At 42.0% G+C, this 21,212-nt stretch carries 15 protein-coding genes, 1 tRNA gene and 2 pseudogenes; 17 read left to right on the forward strand and 1 reads right to left on the reverse strand.

Annotated elements, in window-relative coordinates:
- The first annotated feature begins 38 nt into the window (after positions 1-38).
- From DW904_RS16125 to DW904_RS16140, 4 genes are all read left to right on the forward strand, one after another.
- Entirely contained in the window at positions 39-752 is a 714-nt protein-coding gene (locus DW904_RS16125) for a LytTR family DNA-binding domain-containing protein (protein WP_118582663.1), read from the forward strand.
- Positions 753-1,009: 257 nt separating this feature from the next.
- Positions 1,010-2,029, forward strand: coding sequence for an ATP-binding protein (locus DW904_RS16130; protein ID WP_173773116.1), 1,020 nt, complete (start codon positions 1,010-1,012; stop codon positions 2,027-2,029).
- Between the two features lie 144 nt (positions 2,030-2,173).
- On the forward strand, positions 2,174-5,230 hold the full coding sequence (locus DW904_RS16135; RefSeq protein ID WP_118582669.1) for a glycoside hydrolase family 3 protein: 3,057 nt from the start codon (positions 2,174-2,176) through the stop codon (positions 5,228-5,230).
- On the forward strand, positions 5,230-5,673 hold the full coding sequence (locus tag DW904_RS16140) for a hypothetical protein (protein ID WP_118582672.1): 444 nt from the start codon (positions 5,230-5,232) through the stop codon (positions 5,671-5,673). The genes DW904_RS16135 and DW904_RS16140 overlap by 1 nt, the downstream gene beginning before the upstream one ends.
- Positions 5,674-5,747: 74 nt before the next feature.
- On the opposite strand, the gene DW904_RS16145 is transcribed toward DW904_RS16140, so the two are convergent.
- Positions 5,748-7,118: an MATE family efflux transporter gene (locus DW904_RS16145; protein WP_118582675.1), complete on the reverse strand. Its 1,371-nt coding sequence runs from the start codon at positions 7,116-7,118 to the stop codon at positions 5,748-5,750.
- A 536-nt stretch (positions 7,119-7,654) separates the two neighbouring features.
- On the opposite strand from DW904_RS16145, the gene DW904_RS16150 reads away from it, so the two are divergent.
- From DW904_RS16150 to proC, 13 genes and pseudogenes are all read left to right on the forward strand, one after another.
- Positions 7,655-8,839 (forward strand): DnaJ C-terminal domain-containing protein, encoded by a 1,185-nt coding sequence (locus DW904_RS16150; RefSeq protein WP_118582743.1) that lies wholly within the window; start codon positions 7,655-7,657, stop codon positions 8,837-8,839.
- A 436-nt stretch (positions 8,840-9,275) separates the two neighbouring features.
- Positions 9,276-10,810 (forward strand): annotated as a pseudogene (malQ, locus tag DW904_RS16155) (4-alpha-glucanotransferase).
- 138 nt (positions 10,811-10,948) lie between these two features.
- Positions 10,949-11,406 (forward strand): annotated as a pseudogene (locus tag DW904_RS16160) (CYTH domain-containing protein).
- A gap of 66 nt (positions 11,407-11,472) precedes the next feature.
- A tRNA-Gly gene (locus DW904_RS16165) sits at positions 11,473-11,541 on the forward strand.
- Positions 11,542-11,911: 370 nt separating this feature from the next.
- On the forward strand, positions 11,912-12,982 hold the full coding sequence (locus DW904_RS16170; RefSeq protein WP_118582678.1) for a LacI family DNA-binding transcriptional regulator: 1,071 nt from the start codon (positions 11,912-11,914) through the stop codon (positions 12,980-12,982).
- Between the two features lie 15 nt (positions 12,983-12,997).
- On the forward strand, positions 12,998-14,263 hold the full coding sequence (locus DW904_RS16175; protein ID WP_118582681.1) for a sugar ABC transporter substrate-binding protein: 1,266 nt from the start codon (positions 12,998-13,000) through the stop codon (positions 14,261-14,263).
- 73 nt (positions 14,264-14,336) lie between these two features.
- Positions 14,337-15,272, forward strand: coding sequence for a sugar ABC transporter permease (locus tag DW904_RS16180; protein WP_243110453.1), 936 nt, complete (start codon positions 14,337-14,339; stop codon positions 15,270-15,272).
- A 14-nt stretch (positions 15,273-15,286) separates the two neighbouring features.
- On the forward strand, positions 15,287-16,126 hold the full coding sequence (locus DW904_RS16185; RefSeq protein ID WP_118582684.1) for a carbohydrate ABC transporter permease: 840 nt from the start codon (positions 15,287-15,289) through the stop codon (positions 16,124-16,126).
- Positions 16,127-16,230: 104 nt separating this feature from the next.
- On the forward strand, positions 16,231-17,598 hold the full coding sequence (locus DW904_RS16190) for a mandelate racemase/muconate lactonizing enzyme family protein (protein ID WP_118582687.1): 1,368 nt from the start codon (positions 16,231-16,233) through the stop codon (positions 17,596-17,598).
- 121 nt (positions 17,599-17,719) lie between these two features.
- Positions 17,720-18,601, forward strand: coding sequence for an RraA family protein (locus DW904_RS16195; RefSeq protein WP_118582690.1), 882 nt, complete (start codon positions 17,720-17,722; stop codon positions 18,599-18,601).
- 5 nt (positions 18,602-18,606) lie between these two features.
- On the forward strand, positions 18,607-19,245 hold the full coding sequence (gene eda / locus DW904_RS16200; RefSeq protein WP_118582693.1) for a bifunctional 4-hydroxy-2-oxoglutarate aldolase/2-dehydro-3-deoxy-phosphogluconate aldolase: 639 nt from the start codon (positions 18,607-18,609) through the stop codon (positions 19,243-19,245).
- The gene (locus DW904_RS16205) at positions 19,242-20,189 is read left to right on the forward strand and encodes a sugar kinase (protein ID WP_118582696.1); all 948 of its coding nucleotides are present in this window, start codon (positions 19,242-19,244) and stop codon (positions 20,187-20,189) included. Before eda ends, DW904_RS16205 begins: the two co-directional genes overlap by 4 nt.
- Before the next feature lie 165 nt (positions 20,190-20,354).
- Complete coding sequence (proC, locus tag DW904_RS16210) at positions 20,355-21,149, forward strand: pyrroline-5-carboxylate reductase (protein ID WP_118582699.1); 795 nt, start codon at positions 20,355-20,357, stop codon at positions 21,147-21,149.
- Positions 21,150-21,212 lie beyond the last annotated feature (63 nt).

Consider the following 21,212-nt stretch of genomic DNA (forward strand, 5'->3'; position numbering starts at 1 on the left):
TTAGAATTACTTATATCAGGGAAAAGGAGAACAATAGGATGTTCAGAATTGGAATAGCAGAGGATGATCCCTCATTCCAGAAGACAATTTCCGAATATATTGAGCGTTACAAAAAAGAAACAAATATAGATATCCAGGCGTCTTTTTTTCAAGATGGAAATGAATTGGTATTTAAATACGAACCCATATATGATGTTCTTTTACTGGACATTGAAATGCCAAAAATGAATGGTATGGATGCTGCCAGAGAAATCCGAAAAAGGGATCAAAGAGTGCTGATTATATTTATAACCAACATGGCGCAATATGCAATCAATGGTTACGAAGTGGGTGCCTTGGACTTTGTCCTGAAGCCTATAAAATATTTTTCTTTTTCTATGAAACTGGAAAAAGCCCTGAAGTCTGTGAAAGGCCAGGAGTCTGTTAATATTCTGTTGGAATACAAAGACGGGATGAAAAAAGTGTCCTCCGATGAGATTGTTTATGTGGAGATTCGTGATCACTGGCTGCATATTTTTACGGTAGATGAAGAATATCAGCTTCTTTCTACCCTGAAAGAATTTGCGGCAAAATTGGCAGACTATCATTTTATCTGCTGCAGCAGTTCCTTTTGCATTAACATGAAATACGTCACAGATTTTCAAAAGGATATTATAACCTTGAATGATAAAACAGAATTAAAAGTCAGCCGATCGAAGAAAAAAGAGGTAAAACAGGCATTACTTGATTATTACAAAGGAGGGCTGCGCTGATGGTATCAGAAATTTTATCCCAAATTCCCATATACATAGGACATGCATTTTTTTCAATCAACGTGTTCCCAATCATACTGTTATTTTCAATTGGCATTCAGAAAAGAAAACACTTTGCATGGCGAATTGTCCTTGGCTTTCTGATATCCGTATGTTGTTCTGCGCCCTTTTCTCATGGGCTTTTTACATACATCATGCAGTTTACCTTGTTTGTATTCAGCAGTTATTTTGCATACGAAATTTCCTGGAAAGAGGCTTTGTATAGCGTTACATGTGCCTATGCAGTACAGCATATCAGCTATTGTGTATATCTGATTTTGTTTCGACCAGTTCATGGAATACCGGTTTATGCACCGGCATATATTGTGTGTGCAGTGTGCATTGCACTTTTGCTGTACTGGTTTATCGGAAGAAAATTACCTGAAAATGGACATTATGATGTGGATATTCGTTTCTCTATGATGTCGTTTTTCCTTATTATCATGCTCGCTCTGGGGCTTAGTATTGCAGCAGATACCATGTTTAATGCAGAAGAAAATAATCTCTATTACCTATGTAAAGCATACGATCTGATTTGTTGTCTGTTTGTATTATGGGAACAGATGGATTACAAAAATAAATTGAATAAACAGAGAGAGCAGGATCTGGAAAAACAGGTTCGGCTGAAACAAAAGGAATTGTTCCGGCTGAGACAGGATGATGTGGAGCGGATCAATCTGATCTGCCATGATCTAAAAAAACAGCTGGAGCCACTGAAGCTTTTCTCAGATGAAGAACAGCAAAAAGCATACTATGAACAGGTGTGTAAAACTATCCAGTCTTATGATTCTCAAGTGGAAACCGGAAGTAAAGTTCTGGATACTTTGCTGTCCCAGAAAAGACTGGTATGCATGAAAAATAACATAGAATTAACCTGTGTGGCAGACGGGAAGAAAATGGATTTTATATCTGCTGTGGATTTATATACTATTCTTGGAAATGTAATTGACAACGCAATTGAGAGTGTACTTATGGTTTCTGACGAAGAGAAAAAAGTGATTTCCACATCTATTTGGACCAAGGGAAATCTGCTCCTTATTCAGATACAGAATTATATGGAAAACGAGAAAATAAACTTTTCAGAAGGGCTTCCTGTGACTACAAAAAATGCACATGATGGTCACGGATATGGGTTAAAAAGTGTGAGAAAATGTGTGGAAAAATATAATGGAAGTATGGATATTACAGCGGAAAATCACATGTTCAGCCTGACGATTATTATACCTGTCGCAAAATAAAGTGCAAATTACGAAATCTGGAATGCCTGTTACGAAATCTTAAAATATCCTTTTTGAGTATGTGTTAAGCTCCTGACCATGATGAACGCGCGGTCATGAAAAGCAAAAAACAATATTTATTGTTGATCAAATGGGAGGAAACATATGAAAATCAAGAAGGAAATCACCCGTGGTCTGGGTGCTGTTTCAGCTTGTCTGCTTACAGTTGTGTCCATAGGAACTCCTGTGGCAGAGGCCTATGAGGGCAGACTAAACACAGTGCTTGGCATTGAAACTACAAAGACAGTTTCGGATGAAGGCTTAGATGTTGATACAGATTATTATAAAAGCGATTATGGAACTGATATTTATGATGGAGATAAGCTGCAGCAGCTGGAGGATGATGCGGCAGCACAGGCAGTTGCAGAACAGGAAGAAGGTTCTGTTCTTTTGAAAAATGACAACAATGCACTTCCACTGGCGGCTGGAAGCAGCATTACACTTTTTGGACAAAATTCTATTGAGAGTACGGAAAGTGTAGCTGGAAGTACAGGTTTTGGCGGTCCGCAATCCTACTCAGGACCTTTTTACAGTTATCATTCTACGGCTAATTCTACCCAGGAACTGGTAACTTATCTTGGAGCAATGGAGTCCGTTTATGATGTTAATCAGACAATGGTAAAGGCTTATCAGGAGAGCGGTTATATGCGTGTAAAATCTGTTGACGATCCGCAGATTGGAGAAGCACCAGCAGATTTTTACACAGAAAATCTGAAAAATAGCTGGCAGGATCAGTATAATGATGCAGCTGTTGTTATGCTTACAAGACAGGCAAGTGAGGATTGTGACCTTCTTCTTGAAGATTCAGAGGGAATCAGTCAGCTGGCTCTTCATCAGGACGAAAAAGATCTTTTGAATATGCTGAAAGAACAGAAAGAGCAGGGCGTATTTAAGAAAATTATTCTTCTTGTAAATTCTAACTGGGCTATGGAGCTTGGAGACCTGGATGATTATGATGTGGATGCATGCCTGTGGATTGGTTCCCCTGGTATTGTTGGATTTACAGGTGTTGTAAATCTGCTTCAAGGAGAGGCGAACCCATCTGGAAAACTGGTTGATACCTATGCGAAAAATTCCCTGTCAGCTCCGGCTATCACCTATGCACAGATGAAAAATACGCCAGAGTGGGCGAATCTGGATGAGGTTCTGGAATATTGTTCAGACAGCGATCAGTATGTTTCCAACTATCTGATCTATGCAGAGGATATTTATGTAGGATATAAATATTATGAAACCCGTTATGAGGATACCGTACTTGGAAACGGAAATGCAGACAGTATAGTTGGTTCCTCAACTGGAAAAGCATGGAATTATAATGACGAAATCGCTTATCCATTTGGCTATGGACTTTCCTACACAACCTTTTCCCAGACCCTTGATGGTGTAGAGTATGACGAAACAACAGATACTTACAACGTAAAAGTTACCGTGACAAATACTGGTGATGTAGCTGGAAAATCTGTTGCAGAAGTCTATGCACAGACCCCATATGGGGATTATGAAAAAGAGAACAATGTGGAGAAATCTGCAGTCCAGGTTGTGGGCTTTGATAAGACAGATATCCTGGCGCCAGGTGCTTCTGAGACACTGGAAATTCCAGTAGAAAGATATCTCCTTGCAAGCTACGATTACACCAATGCCAAAGGCTATATTTTAAGCGAAGGCGATTATTACTTTGCCATCGGCGATGATGCACACGATGCCCTGAACAATATTCTTGCTGCAAAAGGTGCCAAGGGAATGACAGATGTATTGGGCGAGAAGGCTAAAGGAGATGCAGAGAAAGCATACTCCTGGAACAATGTAAAACTGGATACAGAGTCCTATAAAATGTCCCGCTATTCTGATATGGAAGTAACAAACCAGTTCGACGATGCCAACTTAAATAACCTTGGAACAGACACTGTAACTTATCTTTCTAGAAGTGACTGGGAGGGAACATATCCAGCAGAGCAGGTTTCTGTAACTGCAACTGAGGATATGATGAAAACTTTAAATGGTGATCTTTATACAGAACCAGAAGATGCACCATCTGTAGATGATTTTACCCAGGGAGTAGATGCTGGCATTAACTTTGTTGCAATGAAAGATGTAGATTACGATGACGATGCCACATGGGATAAATTCCTTGACCAGCTCACGGTAGAAGAAATGGCTTCTATTCTCCCTGACCAGAACGGTTCTGTACTAGTTGAGAGTATTGCAATGCCGTCTACCTACCGTGGGGATGATATGGACTGTTTGGAGCAGGTAACTTTCAAACTTACTGGAAAATCCGGTATTGTATGGCCTTCCACCGTTGTTATGACCTGCACCTGGAATAAAGATGATGTTGCGAAACGAAGCAGCATGACTGCAAATGAAGCTTATTTTATGGGCGCAACAGAAATCTGGTCTGGCGGCCCGAACTGCCATCGTACACAGTTTAACGGACGAGCTTCTGCTTACTATTCTGAAGATGGAAACATGGGATATCTGGTAGGAACTGTTGTTGCTGAAAACGTTCAGAAATATGGAATTATCCTTGGCTATAAACACATGGTTGTAAACGACCAGGAAGCACATCGTGAGAGTGCGGCAACCTTTACCAATGAACAGGCTCTTCGTGAGCAGTATCTGCGAGCTTTTGAGGGAGCTTATACAAAAGGCGGCGCAATGGGTTGTATGACAGCATTTAACAGAATCGGCTGCACTTACTGCGGAAGCTCCTCAGCACTTCTTACAACTGTTATGAGAGGAGAATGGGCTTACAAAGGACATGTTACTTCTGATGCGGTTGTAAATATGGATTACAAGAAACATTATACTTCTAACATTACAGCAGGACTTGACTACTGGTGCTGGGATATGGCAGGATTCGGAGCTTCCGATGATTCTTCTGTAGTGCTCAGTAAAGACATGGTTACGGAAGCCATCGAAAATGGTGACGGTTACATGCTTCAGACTCTGCGTAATGCAACCAAGCACAATGTTTATGCACAGGTTCATTCTATCCTGATTAATGGACTGGATGAAACCTCTCATGTAGTACATATTACTCCATGGTGGAAAACAGCTTTGAAAGCGGCAACAATTGGATTTGGAACAATTACTATACTGTTTATTGTACTTTACTATCTGGAAATGCTGGTTTGGAGTAAAAAGAGAGGAGAAAATGCATAATGAATATCAAAGATAAGATATTAGGAAAAAGAATCAGCGGCATTTTTAATGCATTAAATATTCTGCTCGGCCTGTTCTGCATTATTTATTACAGTATCAACGCAAACCGTGTAAATGAGTTTAATAAAGCTGTTGATTTTTATCTTGTACTGGCCATTATGTGCTGTGGGATTTACGTATTTGCAGATTATGTGATTGCGGATATTTTCAATCTGATTGCAGTTGTGTTTATTACACTTTCCATTGGAAAAATGATCGTAAACAGTATCAACACTTTTGCAGATGCCTTGAACGGAATTTCCATGTTCGGTTCTTCTGGTGTGATCGGTTATATTATTGTGACAGCGGTGGTTATGGTTATCATGCTGGTGCTGGAAATCGTATCCTGTTTCCTGAGCAGAGAGAAAAAGAATGCAATCAAGGTGGTTGTTTCTGAAAAATAATTTCAGAAGTGTAAAACTTTATTATAGAAAAATCCGACAGAACAGGTATGAAAATACCATCTGTCGGATCTTTTTTATCTATTTGTAGTTCTTAACAGACTGTGTTCGCAAATATACTGGAACACAAAATAAAAAATAATTCCCTTTGAAAAGGTGGAAAGTGTTAGTGCCCACCAGATTCCATTCAGTCCCAGTGCAGTGTTTGACAGAACCAGTGCAAGAGGAATTCGTATAACAGTCAGGCCAACGCTGATCAGACTGCAAAGCTGTGTACGTCCAAGACCAGACAGGGCGCCCACAGTCATCATTTCCACGCTGAGAAAAATTTCGGAAAATCCGATGATCCGCAGGTAATCAACGGAAAGCCGGATAACCTCCTCCTCGTGGAAAAAGAGCACAGAAATCTGTCGTGGAAAAAATACAAAGGCAATGGTGATCAGTGCAGCCCAGCATATCAGAAGCCGAATGGAAATATGGTATCCTGATTTGATTCGGTCTTTTTTTCCTGCTCCGTAGTTCTGCCCCATGAAAGCGTTCAGGGCGGAGCCAAAACCATCAGCTGTGTTCCAGGAAAGGGACTCAATCTGTCCGCCTACACGCTGTACGGCAATAGCACCGTCCCCGAATCCGGAAACCATTCGGGTGAGTATCATGGAGATGATACAGTAAAGGCTTCCTTGAAGCGCAGTGGGGGTTCCAATGCGAAAGACTCCTTTTAAACAGGCAATATCCGGTCGTGAAAGCAGACGGATTTTGTGTAGTACATTGGCTTCACCGTGGTCACGGAGAATTTCTGTAACAAGGATCAGCAGAACTATAATCTGTGCAGTAACAGTTGCAACTGCTGCTCCTACAACTTCTAATCTGGGAAATGGTCCTACACCAAGAACAAGAAGCGGATCAAGGATCATATTCAGTATCAGACCAAAGAAGTTTGCCTTCAATGGTGTTTTGGAATCGCCCTGGGCTGTGAAAAGACCTGTCAGCACCTGGGAAAGGAAGGAAAACAGGATCAGCCCGCAGGTAATCCGCATATAAATTCTGGCACTGTTGTAAGTCGCTGCATCATTTAATGCAAAAAAATGCAGCAGCGGATTAGTAAATAACATACTGATCAAGGTAACAAAAAGAGAGAAGAGTATGGTAAGCTGCAGAGCCGCCTGTGCAAAGCCTGCGGCAGTCTTCTGGTCACCTCTTCCAAGGGAATGCGCCATGTTTACCTGTCCTCCCATTCTTGCCAGGGAAGAAAGTCCCTGGGAGAGCCAGACGTACATACCTCCCACGCCCACACCCGCCACTGCTTTAGAGCCCAGCATTCCTATCCATGCCATATCTGTAATGTTGTAGGCGGTAGACAGGAAGGAAGAAGCCATGATTGGCAGTGCCAGCTCAGACAAAGTCCGTAAAATAGGACCGGAGGTGAGATTTAATTGTTTCTTTTTCATTTTAGATCTCCTGAAAATAGTAAAGTATCATTATTATACCATAGAAAACGTATTTTAAGAAGATGAAATATGACTTGAAAAGTTACTGTTCACTCCGTGACCAGTAACTCGCTTCGCGATGCACAGAAATCATGCATTCGCATGATTTCGCGCCGCAATTCTCGGGTTTTTTGTGAACTTTGTTCACAAAAAACACCTCGCGGAATGTTACCAGTGAACAGTAACCTTGAAAATACTCTAAAGCCTGTTTGAAAAAGCCTAATGTGAAAAAAATATGAAATTATGTTCCATACCTTGACTTTTAAAAGAATGAATGTTATATTACAAATAGAACAAAAATAAAAGTTATTTCCCGTGGATGTTCGGGAGATGGACAACAGAATTCCCCGGAAGAGATTCCGGGGAATTTGTAGATACTGAATAGTTACAATAAATTGACATTACTGTATTCAGAAAATATATTACAAAGTATATGGATGAAAGCTGTGGGCAGTAATGAATTTATTTCGCAATATGAGGAGTCAGAGGTGACCAGTATGGGAGCAAAGAGAGATTATTATGAAGTGCTGGGAATCAGTCGCAGCGCGGATAAAGATGCTATAAAGAAAGCTTATCGTAAGATGGCAAAGAAATACCATCCGGATTCAAACGCGGGAAATCCGGATGCTGAAGAAAAGTTTAAGGAAGTCACAGAAGCATATAATGTGCTCAGTGACCCTGAGAAGAAAAAACTCTATGATCAGTTCGGTCATGCAGCATTTGAAGAAGGTGCTGGCGGTGCCGGATATGGTGAAGGTGGCTTTAATAGAAACGGCGGCTTTGACGGCTCTGGATTCAGTGGCTTTGGCGGTTTTGGAAATAGTCATAGCGGTGCTTACAGAAGTCCGGATGGCAGCTATCAGGAATTTCATTTCGAAGGTGGTGACATGGACGATATTCTGAAGAATCTGTTTGGAGGAGGCTTCGGAGGAGGAAGCAATTCTGGAAAGGCTGGTTCCGCACACGGATTTGGAGGAAGCGGTTTTGGTCACTCTGGTTTTGAAAACGGCTCTTTTAGAAGCGGATTTAATGGTAGTTTCGGCAGTGGCGGTTTTGATGGTACCGGTTATGGAGATGGCTTTGGAAACAGCTGCAATAGCGGCTTTAGTGGCAGTCACCAGCAGAAAGGCCAGGACCTGAACGCAGAAATTTCCATCAGCTTCAACGAGGCAGCATTTGGTTGCGACAAGCTGATTAATCTTTCTGGTGCAGACGGCAGTGGCAAACAGACTCTGAAAGTTCACATTCCTGCCGGAATTGACAACGGCAAGAGTATCCGTCTGAGAGGCAAAGGAAATCCAGGTTACGGAGGTGCTCCCGCAGGGGATCTTCTTCTGAAGGTTCATGTAGGCGAGCGCCCTGGCTTTGAGCGAAAAGGCACCGACGTTTACACCACCGTAAATGTGCCGTTCATCACAGCTGCTCTAGGCGGTGAGGCAAAAGTCCAGACCCTGAATGGCCAGGTAATGTGCCGCATCCCGGAAGGCACACAGTCCGGCAGCAAGATCCGTCTGAAAGGAAAAGGTATCCAGGTAATGGGAAAAGCTGGAGTCTACGGTGATCTGTACGTAACCGTCCAGGTTCAGGTACCGAGAAATTTAAGCGAGGAATCCAAACGGAAACTTCGTGAATTTGATACCAGTACCAGAATGGCTGGTACAAGAGGAAGCCGAACAGCGTAAAATTGCCTGCTATTAAATAACTATTTATTAAATAAGCGAAAGGTACAATATAGCTTACATGTATAAAATTTGGTTTGCTAAATCTAAGCTGAATGCATGTAAGCAGTTTGTTTCTATGTCTTGATCATAATCCGAAATCGGACTAAATCTATTAAAAAAGGTCCGATTTCGGATTTTTTGTGCTGCTTTACAGATCGGGAAAGCAAAAAGGAGAGAAAACGCATATGGCAGAAGCTCTGGGATTGACCGGTTCTGTGTCCTGTCTGGTGAAGAATAAAAAGAAATATCATTATTATTAGAAAAAACACTATATTTCTTGAAAAAATGATATTGATTTAAGTACATGAATTGTGGCATGATATAAACATGTATGTTAAACTGTAATAAGTGTAACAATATATGCTAAAGTATGATGCTTTTGAACAGGGAGGAAAAAATGGGAAATCAGAGAGAATGTGGCGTGCTGCTTCCAATCAGTAGTCTGCCTTCAAAATACGGAATTGGATGTTTTTCAAAAAGTGCCTATGAGTTTGTGGATCAGTTGAAGGCAGCCGGACAGGGCTGTTGGCAGATTCTGCCCCTTGGACCAACCAGCTACGGTGATTCACCTTATCAGTCTTTTTCCACCTTTGCAGGAAATCCTTATTTTATCAGTCTGGAAGACTGATCGAAGAGGGAGTGCTTACGGAAAAAGAGTGTGATGCTGTGGATTTCGGTTCCAGGGAAGATGATGTGGATTATGAGAAAATTTACAAAGGACGATACAAACTTCTTCGTAAAGCCTATGAGAGAAGCGATATTTCCAAAAATCCTGACTTTGTAAGATTCCAGCAGGAGCAGGCGCATTGGCTTGGCGATTATGCACTTTTTATGGCGGTGAAGGATCGTTTTGAGGGAATTCCGTGGACAGAATGGGCGGAGGACATCCGTCTTCGCTGGAATAATGCACTGGATTATTACAGAAAAGAACTGTATTTTGAAATTGAATTCCAGGAGTATATGCAGTTCAAATTTTATGAACAGTGGGCGAAACTGAAAGCGTATGCAAACAGAAGAGGAATTCGTATTATCGGAGATATTCCGATCTATGTTGCCATGGACAGCGCAGATACCTGGGCAAATCCAGGACTTTTCAAACTGGATGAAAATAACGAGCCTACACAGGTAGCCGGATGTCCGCCAGATGGATTTTCTGCAACAGGACAGCTTTGGGGAAATCCGCTGTACAGATGGGATGTGCATAAAAATACCGGATTCGAGTGGTGGATCAAACGTCTGGCACATTGCTTTAATATGTATGATGTTGTCCGCATTGATCATTTCCGTGGATTTGATGAATATTATGCGATTCCATATGGTGATAAGGATGCAAAACGCGGCTGGTGGGAAAAAGGACCTGGAATGGATCTTTTCCGTACCGTTTCCTATCGGTTGGGACACAAGGACATTATTGCTGAGGACCTTGGTTTCATGACTGATTCTGTGAAGCGTCTTGTGGAGGAGAGTGGTTATCCAAACATGAAGGTAATCGAGTTTGCCTTTGATGAGCGGGATACTGGAAATGCCAGTGATTATCTGCCTCATAACTACACAAATAACTGTGTGGTTTATACCGGAACCCACGACAATGAGACACTGCTTGGCTGGTATGGGGATATCACTCCTGAGGAGCGTCATATGGTTCGGGAATATCTGTGGAACTTCCACGATGATGAGAAAGGCATCTGCCGGAATATGATCCGTCTGGTTATGGGAAGTGTAGCCGGAAGATGTATTATTCCGATTCAGGATTATCTGCAGCTTGATAATTCAGCCCGCATTAATCAGCCATCCACTCTGGGAACAAACTGGAAGTGGCGCCTGAAAGAAGGACAGTTCAGCAAAGAATTGCAGAAGGAAATGCTGACTCTGGCGACCAGATTCGGAAGGAAAAACTGGACCCCGGATCCGTTGGAAGAGAAAATGGAATAAATTTAATATTTAATCAGTTGTTGCATAAAAAAAGGTAGAAGAGTAAAATTGAGGGCAAGGGTGTTTGCCCTCAATTTTGTATATACGGAGAGCTGAAAAGTTCGTGCTTTTCATAAAAAACATGAGGAGGAAACTAAGTTGGAAATTGAGAGAAAGTTTCTCATTAAGAGAGAAAACCTTCCGGAAAACCTGGAGCAGTATCCAAGCAAGGTAATTGAGCAGGGCTATCTGTGCACAGAGCCGGTAGTGCGGATCCGCAAATCTAATGACAATTACTATCTGACTTATAAATCAAAGGGACTGCTGGCAAGAGAGGAATACAATCTGCCGCTGACAAAAGAAGCTTATGAGCACTTAAAACCCAAAGCAGACGGAATCGTGATCTCCAAGATCCGCTATGTGATCCCCGAGAAAGACGGCCTGTCCATCGAACTGGACGTGTTCAAAGCCCCCTACGAGGTCTTCTCCTGGCAGAAGTGGAATTCCCAAACGAAGAAGCCGCTCACGCTTACCAGCCGCCAAAGTGGTTCGGGGAGGATGTGACGTATTCCACAGAGTATCACAACAGTACCTTGAGTAAAGGAGTGGGAGTGTAAAATCTCCCATAAATTGCAGTACACATCTTATATCTTGGAGATGCTGGTACTATAATAAACTCGTTCGCAGATATAGTTCATTGGTAGAACATCAGCTTCCCAAGCTGAGGGGCGGGGCGATTTCCGTTATTTGCTTATAAGTGACTGACCGCAGAGATGCGGTTTTTTTGTGAAAAAAAGCGCATCCTAGAACTTGAAAAATAAAGTTCACAAAATTTTCAAATTTAAAATATGTATTTTGTACAAAAAAATAAAAAATGAGAAAGTCTATTGACAAATCCGATAATCGAAAATATAATAAATTCAGATTTCACAAGTAAACCGCTTTACTAAACCGTTCCACTAAACCGATTTACCAAAATCTGATATTGAGAAAAAAAGATTAGTTAATTTTTTTTATTTGTTTAGTAAACCGCTTCACTAATTGGACAAAATAGGATATACTGGCATTAAGTTAGAAACAAAAAGTTTGGTTTCTGACAGTAAGAGTTGAGGTGAGGGATTTATGGCAGATAAAAAAGTAACAATAGCAGAGGTGGCAAAGAGGGCTGGAGTATCGAAGACAACAATTTCAAATTATTTGAATAAGCGATATGACAGGATGAAAGAGGAAACGAAAGATAAGATCCAGGAGGCAATCGATGCTTTGGGGTACATCCCAAGTATCAGTGCGCGCAGGTTGTCGGCCAAGGAGAAAAGTAAAACAGTAGGTTTGATTATTCCAGGAAATCTGGCAAATGTGTTTGACACAATGTATTTTCCACAGGTATTTGATTCTGTTGGAAAAGCGGCTGAAAAGCAAGGCTATTCGGTTTTAATTTATGCACAGAACAGCAAAAAGCTGGGAGATGAGCAGATGGAATATCTTCTGGGTTTGGGAAAATCACTGGTGGATGGCTTCCTGATATTTTCCCTAACACCTAAGGATCGATATTTCAAGGAATTCGAGAAGAATAAGATTCCATATGTATGTGTGGGAAAAATCAAAGGTTACGATGATTACAATTATGTGGCAACGGATCATGCTCAGGCAGTAAAAGAAGCCGTGGATTATCTGGTTCAGCTGGGACATGAGAAAATCGCCATGTTGACAGAGGATAAGGTTAGTGTAGTAGAGGAAAGCCGTTTCCCAGCCTATAAAGAGGCTATGGAACAGCATGGGATCCCTTACAGAGAGGACTATTACTACAGCTTTTCTTGCGGTGAGATTGCAGAAAATGCAGAAAGGGTATTTAACGAGATGCTTCAGAAAAAAGAACGTCCCAGTGCATTTATCATTCCGGCAAATCTTACCAGATATCTGAAAAGGGCGGTGAGAGCCAACAATTTGTATATCCCTGATGATCTTTCCCTGATCACGCTGGAATACTATGAAAACTATTATTCAGAGTATGTGACATTCCAGAACATGAAGTACACCCGGGTTCCTTCTGTAGCAGATAAGGTTTCTGAAGTTGCATTACAAAAACTGATTGGTCTGATTGAACAGCCGGAAGAAAAATTTGAATCCTGTCTGGAGCCGATAGAGCTTAAGATAGGAAAAACAACAAGGGTAAAAGCAAAAACCGTAAACTGAAAGGAGAAAAACACTATGAAAACTAAGAAGGCGTTAGCAGCAGTATTGGGAATGACAATGTTAAGCGGATCTTTTGTCGTATCAGCACCGGCAGAGGTAAAGGCTGCTGACAAAAAACTGGTATTTTGGGACAAATCTGAGTATGTAGCAGCATACAACGAAATGATGAAAGCAAAACTGGATGAATTCGCCGAAGCAAATGGTGTGGAAGTAGAATATGTAATCGTTCCTTCAGGAGATATCAAGCAGAAGCTTGCAGCAGCTATTGAGTCCGGTAATCAGCCTGACCTGATCATGGGCGATAACACATTAGTTGCAGAATATATTAACAGCGATCAGCTGGCAGAAGTAGATGATGTTCTGGAAAATATCGACTTCAAAGAAAATGCACTTAGATATGCAACCTTTAACGACAAGAATTACCTTGTTCCACTTTCCTTTACAGCACCGGGTATGTACATCAGAAAAGATAAATGGGAAGAAAAAGGCCTGGATATGCCGACTACATGGGAAGAGCTGAAAGAGGATGCTGAAAAGATCAATGATCCGGAAAACGGCTTCTATGCATTAGGACTTCCTCTTGGAGCAAGCGGAGGCGGAGATGCAGAGTCCTTCGTAAGAACCGTAATCCTTGACTTTGGCGGAAGACTTGTTGATGAGAACGGAAAGGTTGTGGTAAACAGCCCTGAGACTCTTGCAGCAATGGAATATATCGCATCCTTATATGAAGAAGGACTTTGCCCACCAGATGCAACTACATGGGATGACAGTGCAAACAACTCTGCATGGATGGCTGGTACAGTAGGTATGGTATGTAATTCCGGTTCCATTATTTCTTCTATGGAGCAGGAGAATCCAGACCTTCTGGCAAACACTCAGATAATCCAGTATCCAGCAGTATCTGCTGATGACACTTCCTATACATTAGGTGGAGCAAATGTATTTGGTATCTTTGAGACCGGAGCAAACACAGATGTAGCAAAAGAGTTCGTTTCCTATTATTTCAGCGATACAGATTACTATAATCAGATGGTTGAGGCTATGGGTGCTATGTGGCAGCCTGTTGTCAATGGATATGATGATACAGATTTCTGGAATGCAGAAGATCACATTGGCTGGTTAAAGAACTCTGAAAACTTAGTACTTACCACTTATCCGGCACCTACAACCGGTGAAGCAGCAACAAGCTTTACAAACCAGGCTTGTGTAAAGGCTATGCAGCAGATCGTTGTTAACGGCGTAGATCCTCAGGAAGCACTTGACTCTCTGGAGCAGTCCTGATCGAGCTTTATGGTGAATGATTTCTGGAAACATCAATCCATTTTAAATGATTAAAATGCAGGAGCTGTTCCAGATGGAACAGCTTCTGCTGGAAAGGAAGAGGAAATTGTCAATGGCTAATGTGAAAAGAAAATATGAATCACAGGCAAAGAAAGACAGAAGACTGGGACTGATATTGATGATTCCGATCATCCTTGTAGTATTTGGAATAATGGGTTATCCGTTCTGCCGTGCGCTCTATCTGTCATTTACCAATAAGGTGGTAGGAAAACCAGAGGAATTTGTTGGATTAGAAAACTATATCAAATTGTTCCATGATCCTATTTACTGGAAATCTCTGAAGAACACGCTCGTTTATACAGTGGGCTGTATTGCTGCAAAGCTTGCACTGGGGCTTTTATGGGCGGTACTGCTTAATAGAAGTTTCAAGGGAAAGTCCTTTTTCCGTACAGTACTTTTGATTCCGTGGGCGATTCCCGGAATGGTAGCTGCGACAACCTGGCGCTGGATGTACGACAGTACTTATGGAATTATCAACAGTCTTCTGATCTCTTTGGGAATTACGAAGATTGGAATTCCGTGGCTTAGCGACCCTAATCTTACACTGCTTACAACGATGATCGTAAATATATGGAGAGGAATTCCTTTCTTTATGTTCAGTATCCTGGGAGCTTTACAGACACTGGAAAAACAGCAGTATGAAGCTGCCTATGTAGATGGCGCAGGAGCATTTAAACAGTTCTGGTATATCACACTTCCGTCTATTTCAAGTGTAATTGGAATTACCACATTGTTATCTACAATCTGGACATTTAATGACTTTGAAAATGTATATCTGATCACAGGAGGCGGCCCGTTATATGCTTCCAGTACAATCGCAACCTATACCTATGATATGGCCTTTATTCAGAATAACTTTGCAAGAGCTGTATCTGTAGCGATTTCTGTTATTCCGTTATTGTTGATCCTGATATTTATCTATACAAAAGCAAATAAAGAGGAAGAATAGGAGGGAAGATTATCATGGTAATGAAAAAACATAAAAGAATTGCTGCTTCGGCAGCGACATACATACTCCTGATAATTGCACTTGTGTGGACTATTTTTCCGGTATACTGGATGATCAAATCTTCCATAACAGTAAACAGTGAAATGTATGTGGCACGTCCGTCACTGATCGCAAAACATTACACCTTTGAAAACTATGTAGACCTTTTTACCAAAACAGAATTTCCCCGGGCCCTTTTAAATAGTCTTATGATCGCTTTTTTGACAACCGTCTGTTGTCTGTTGATCAGTATTCTTGGCTCTTACGCTATGACAAGACTGAAATATCCGGGAAGAAGATTTTTCAAAACAAGCATTATCTTTTCTTATTTAATACCTACTGCAGTGCTTTTCGTACCGATGTATGTATTTGTAAGTAAACTTGGATTCTATGACAACAAATGGGCATTGCTGATCATTTATCCAACCACTGTTGTGCCGTACTGCTGTTATATGCTGATGAGTTATTTTAAGGCCATTCCTTATGCACTTGAGGAAGCAGCTCTGATTGATGGCTGTACCAGAATGAAATCCTTAAGATATATCATCACACCAATCGCACTTCCCGGTATCGCAGTTGTTGCAACCTTTGCATTTACAATGTCCTGGAACGAATATTTATACGCCATGATCATGACTACAAGTCCCGCACAGCAGACTGCTGTAGTTGCCATTTCCAGCTTCAAATACGCGGATTCGGCAATCTGGGGAAGAATCATGGCAGCATCAGTACTCACATCTCTGCCGGTTACGATCATTTATATTGTAGCACAGGCACAGCTGATCTCAGGCAAATCAGATGGAAGCGTGAAATAATTCGCCGCAGGGGCATTCATGGATCCGGCCATGCAGGCATGGCCAGTCTGCAGATGCCTCCGGGAATTTCATAGCAAAAATAATCAAGAAGAGAGGGAAAACAAATGGACAAAGTTTATGAGGAAATTTTACAGAATGTGAATACCAATTCAAGACCTTCCGATTTGAGAATCACAGATCTGCGTGTTGCAGATATTGTAGGCGCACCAATGCACTGCACTTTGGTAAAAATTTATACCAATCAAGGTATTGTTGGTTACGGCGAAGTTCGTGACGGAGCAGACCGAAAATTTATTTTAGCATTAAAGAGCAGACTGATCGGGGAAAATCCCTGCAATATTGATAAATTATTCAGAAGAATCAAACAGTTTGGAGGCCATGCAAGACAGGGCGGCGGTGTCTGCGGTGTAGAAATCGCACTTTGGGACCTTGCAGGAAAGGCTTATGGTGTTCCAGTTTATCAGATGCTTGGAGGAAAATTTAGAGACAAGATCCGTATTTACTGTGACACAGATGTAGAAGGAAAGCATACCGGAATCGATATGGGAAAGGCATTAAAGGCAAGAATGGAAAAAGGCTTTACTTTCCTGAAAATGGATCTTGGTATTGATCTTTTATACGATGAACCAGGCGCACTGTGCGCACCTCTTGGATTTGTTCAGGAACTGAAAGCAGCAACTGCATATGATGCAATTCCAAGAAATTTAGATGAGAAAGAAACATATCTTCGCAACCGTCACTATGATGTGAACAATATTCCACATCCATTTACAGGCATTCAGGTAACAGAGCATGGCTTTGATATCCTGGAGCAGTATGTAAAAGATGTAAGGAGCATTATCGGATATGATATTCCACTTGCAATTGACCATTTTGGACATATTGGCGTGGAATCCTGTATCAAGCTGGCAAGAAGAATTGAAAAATATAATATTGCATGGATGGAGGATCTGATTCCGTGGCAGCTGACAGACCAGTATGTACGCCTGAGAAATTCCTGCACAGTACCGATCTGTACAGGTGAGGATATTTATCTGAAAGAAAACTTCAGACCTCTACTGGAAAAAGGCGGCGTATCTGTGATTCATCCGGATATTCTTACTTCCGGTGGAATCCTTGAGAATAAGAAAATCGGTGACCTTGCACAGGAATATGGTGTTGCAATGGCTGTTCATATGGCTGAGAGCCCAATCGCTTGTATGGCTGCTGTTCACAGTATTGCAGCTACTGAGAACTTCCTTGCACAGGAATTCCATTCTGTAGATGTTCCGTGGTGGGATGATCTGGTAACCGGACTTCCGAAACCACTGGTACAGAACGGTTATATTACAGTTCCGGATAAACCAGGTCTAGGTATTGATGAGATCGTGGACGAGGTTGTGCTGGAACACATTCATCCGGATTATCCGGGAATCTGGCTTCCAACTGATGAGTGGAACCATGATTATTCCCATGACCGTCTGTGGAGCTGATTTTTTACCACAGCGACAGACAAAGACCCGGCGGAGAATTGCGCCGCCGGTGTTGCTATTCACAATTTGCGGGAAACCATGAATGATAGGGAATCACATAAATAAGAAAGGAACCTTAATTATGCATTTTAGTGTAAAAGAAGATATTATACAGTTAACAGAAAAATGGGATGGAGAGCGTTTCCCAGATGGACGTCCGAGAGTATCCGATGAGGATCTGGAAGAAATAAGACATCTTACCCTAGAAGAGGTATGGCAGCCTATGTTTATGAAAGGCTACCTGAATCAGTTTGAGGAAAAACTGAAAAGGCTTCATGAGGATAAGACAAAACTGGTTGGAAGAGCTGTGACCTGTTCTTTCATGCCTGCAAGACCGGATCTTGAGGAGGCAGTAAAGAAAATCGGTGCTTCTGAGGGAAGAAAAGGAACCTGTAACCAGTGGGTAATTGATACTCTGGTAGAAGGAGATGTAGTCGTAGCTGATATGTATGACAAGATCTACGAGGGAACTTTTGTAGGTGGAAATCTTTCCACAGCTATCAAAAACAGAACCAAGACCGGCGGAGCTGTTGTATGGGGCGGTATCCGTGATCTGGAGCAAATCGAAGGAATCGAAGGACTTCAGGTTTACTACCGTGGCGTAGATCCTACCCCAATTAAAGATTTTGTTATGACCAGCTTTAATTCTATGACTAAGATCGGCGGAGCTGTCTGCCTTCCTGGTGATGTTGTATTCGGATATGGAGGCGGTGTGATTTTTATCCCAAGCCATATGGTAAAGGAAGTAATTGAATTTGCAAGGAAAATGCATGTAAAAGATATTTTCGGTTTTGAAATGATCAAACTGGGTGTATACACAACTGCAGATATTGACATTGATGTATGGCCAACAGAGATGATGAACCGTCTGGTTGCTTTTATCAAAGAGGATGAAAGAGGCGAGCAGTACAGAAATCTTGATTGGAGCAAAGAGTTTGCAGCGGCAGAAGCAGAAGAGAAGTAACGCTTATGGAAGATATATTAAAAATTGCGGCTGAAAATCCCATTATTCCGGTAGTAAAGCTGGAACGGGCAGAGGATGCCACAATGCTTGCACGGGCATTGTGTAAAGGCGGAATTTGCTGTATGGAAATCACTTTCCGCACAGCGGCCGCGAAAGATGCCATCAAAAAGGTGGCAGAAGAAGTTCCGGAAATGCTGGTAGGTGCAGGAACGGTAATCAATGCAGGTCAGGTGGAAGATGCTGTTGAGGCTGGGGCGAAATTTATTGTAAGCCCGGGGCTTTCAGAAGAGGTTGTAAAAAAATGTCAGGAGCTGGATGTGATCTGTCTCCCTGGCTGCGTGACAGCCAGTGAGATCATGAAAGCCAAATCCCTTGAAATCGGTGTAGTGAAATTTTTTCCTGCCCAGACAAGTGGAGGAATCAAGGCGATTAAAGCTCTTGCAGCAACTTTTGGAGATATGAAATTTATCCCTACAGGTGGAATCAATACAGAGAATATCTGTGCCTATCTGGAAAATTCTTTCATCGCAGCATGCGGTGGAAGCTGGATGGTAAAGGAAAGTGATATAAATGCAGGAAATTTTGAAGAAATTACCAAAAAGGCACAGGAGGCTTTGACACTGGTAAGGGGGTGTGGCAGATGAGTGAAATATTCACAATGGGAGAACCCATGGTAGTGTTCATCGCAGAAAAGCCAGGCACCTTCAGTGAAGTGGAAAATTATTCCAGGGGACTTGCCGGTGCTGAGTTGAATTTTTCTATCGGAGTGACCAGACTGGGACATACTGCAAGCTATTTTACAAAACTTGGAAAAGACCCTTACGGGGCTTATATCCATGAATTTATCGAAAAGGAAAAGATTGACGGAGAAAAGGTCCTTTTTACAGAAGAATATCTTACCGGATCTTATTTGAAGACAAAAGTTCTGGAAGGAGATCCTGCTGTATATTATTTCCGGAAAAATTCTGCTGCTTCTCATATCTGTCCGGAAGACATTGAGGCGCAGGATCTGTCTGGAGTGAAGATGGTCCATATTACAGGAATCACATCGGCTTTGTCAGAAGACTGCCGCAAATCCTGTATGACTCTTGCAAAAAGAGCACATGAAATCGGGGCGATGGTAAGCTTTGACCCCAATATTAGGGAAAAACTCTGGAAGTCAAGGGAAGAGATGGTGCAGACCTTAAATGACATGGCATTTCACAGTGATGTGGTGCTGCCAGGTATTAAAGAAGGCAGAATTCTTGCCGGTACAGATGTGCCGGAGAAGATTGCAGACTTTTATCTGGAACATGGCTCTAAAACTGTAATTGTAAAGCTTGGGGAAAACGGCGCTTATTACAAGACAAAAGACGGCGCACAGGGCACAGTTCCTGGGTATAAGCCAGAAAAAATCGTGGATACAGTAGGGGCAGGAGATGCTTTTGCAGCAGGTGTGGTAACAGGCCTTCTGGAAAATCTGCCTCTTGACGAGGCTGTTGCCCGTGGAAATGCCATGGGAGCTATTATTATTTCCTCAAAGGGAGACAATGACAATCTTCCGGACCGGGAAACTCTGTTTGTATTTCAGGGAAAACAGAAAAGATAGAAAAGCATAAAAAATATAAAGCTGAGACAGCCGCTTCCGGGCATTTTTCAAACATGCCTGGGAACGGTTGTTTTTATTGCGTATCCTGTTCTTTTGTTTTATAATAGGGCAAAAGAACTTTTGAACCAGCTGTTTTGACAGAAGAAAAGACGAGGAGCGAATACTATGAAAATCGGATTTATCGGATGTGGAAATATGGGTTCTGCAATGATCGGTGGAATCCTGAAAAATGGTGTGTTTGAAAAAAATGAGATTATTGTTTCAAATCTCACAGAAGAAGGAAGCAGAAGAAGTCGGGAAAAACTTGGAGTTGTGACAACTCTGGATAATTGCGAAGTTGTGAAAAATGCAAATATTGTTATATTAGCAGTAAAGCCTCAATTCTATGAGGAGGTAATCGGTGAAATTAAAAGTTTCCTGACACCACAGCATATGATCGTAGGAATTGCGCCCGGTAAAACTCTTGCATGGCTGGAAGAAAAATGTGAGCAGCCGTTAAAGGTGGTACGTCTTATGCCGAATACCCCGGCGCAGGTAGGGGCAGGAATGACAGGTGCCTGTGTCAATGATCGGGTAACAGAAGAGGATCTGGATCAGATTCTTGCCATTACAAACAGCTTCGGTCGCACAGAGGTGGTACCTGAAAGATTGATGGACGCAGTTAGCGCAGTCAGTGGGTGCTCTCCGGCTTATGTATTTATGTTTATTGAAGCAATGGCAGATGCCGCTGTGGCACAGGGAATGCCAAGAAAACAGGCCTATCAGTTTGCTGCCCAGGCTGTACTTGGAAGTGCGAAGCTGCTTCTGGAGACAGGTATGCATCCGGGAGAACTGAAGGATATGGTATGCTCCCCGGCAGGAACGACCATTGAGGGTGTGCGTATCCTGGAAAAAAATGGTTTCCGCAGTGCTGTGTTTGAAGCATTGCAGGGAGCTGCTGATAAAGGAAAGAAAATGTGAGCTTTGCCTACAAAAAACATCTCGCGGAATATTACCAGTGAGCAGTAACTATAAGTAAATAAT

This window comes from Ruminococcus sp. AM42-11 (genome assembly GCF_003480145.1).
In the GTDB taxonomy this organism is placed as follows: Bacteria; Bacillota; Clostridia; order Lachnospirales; family Lachnospiraceae; genus Blautia_A; species Blautia_A faecis.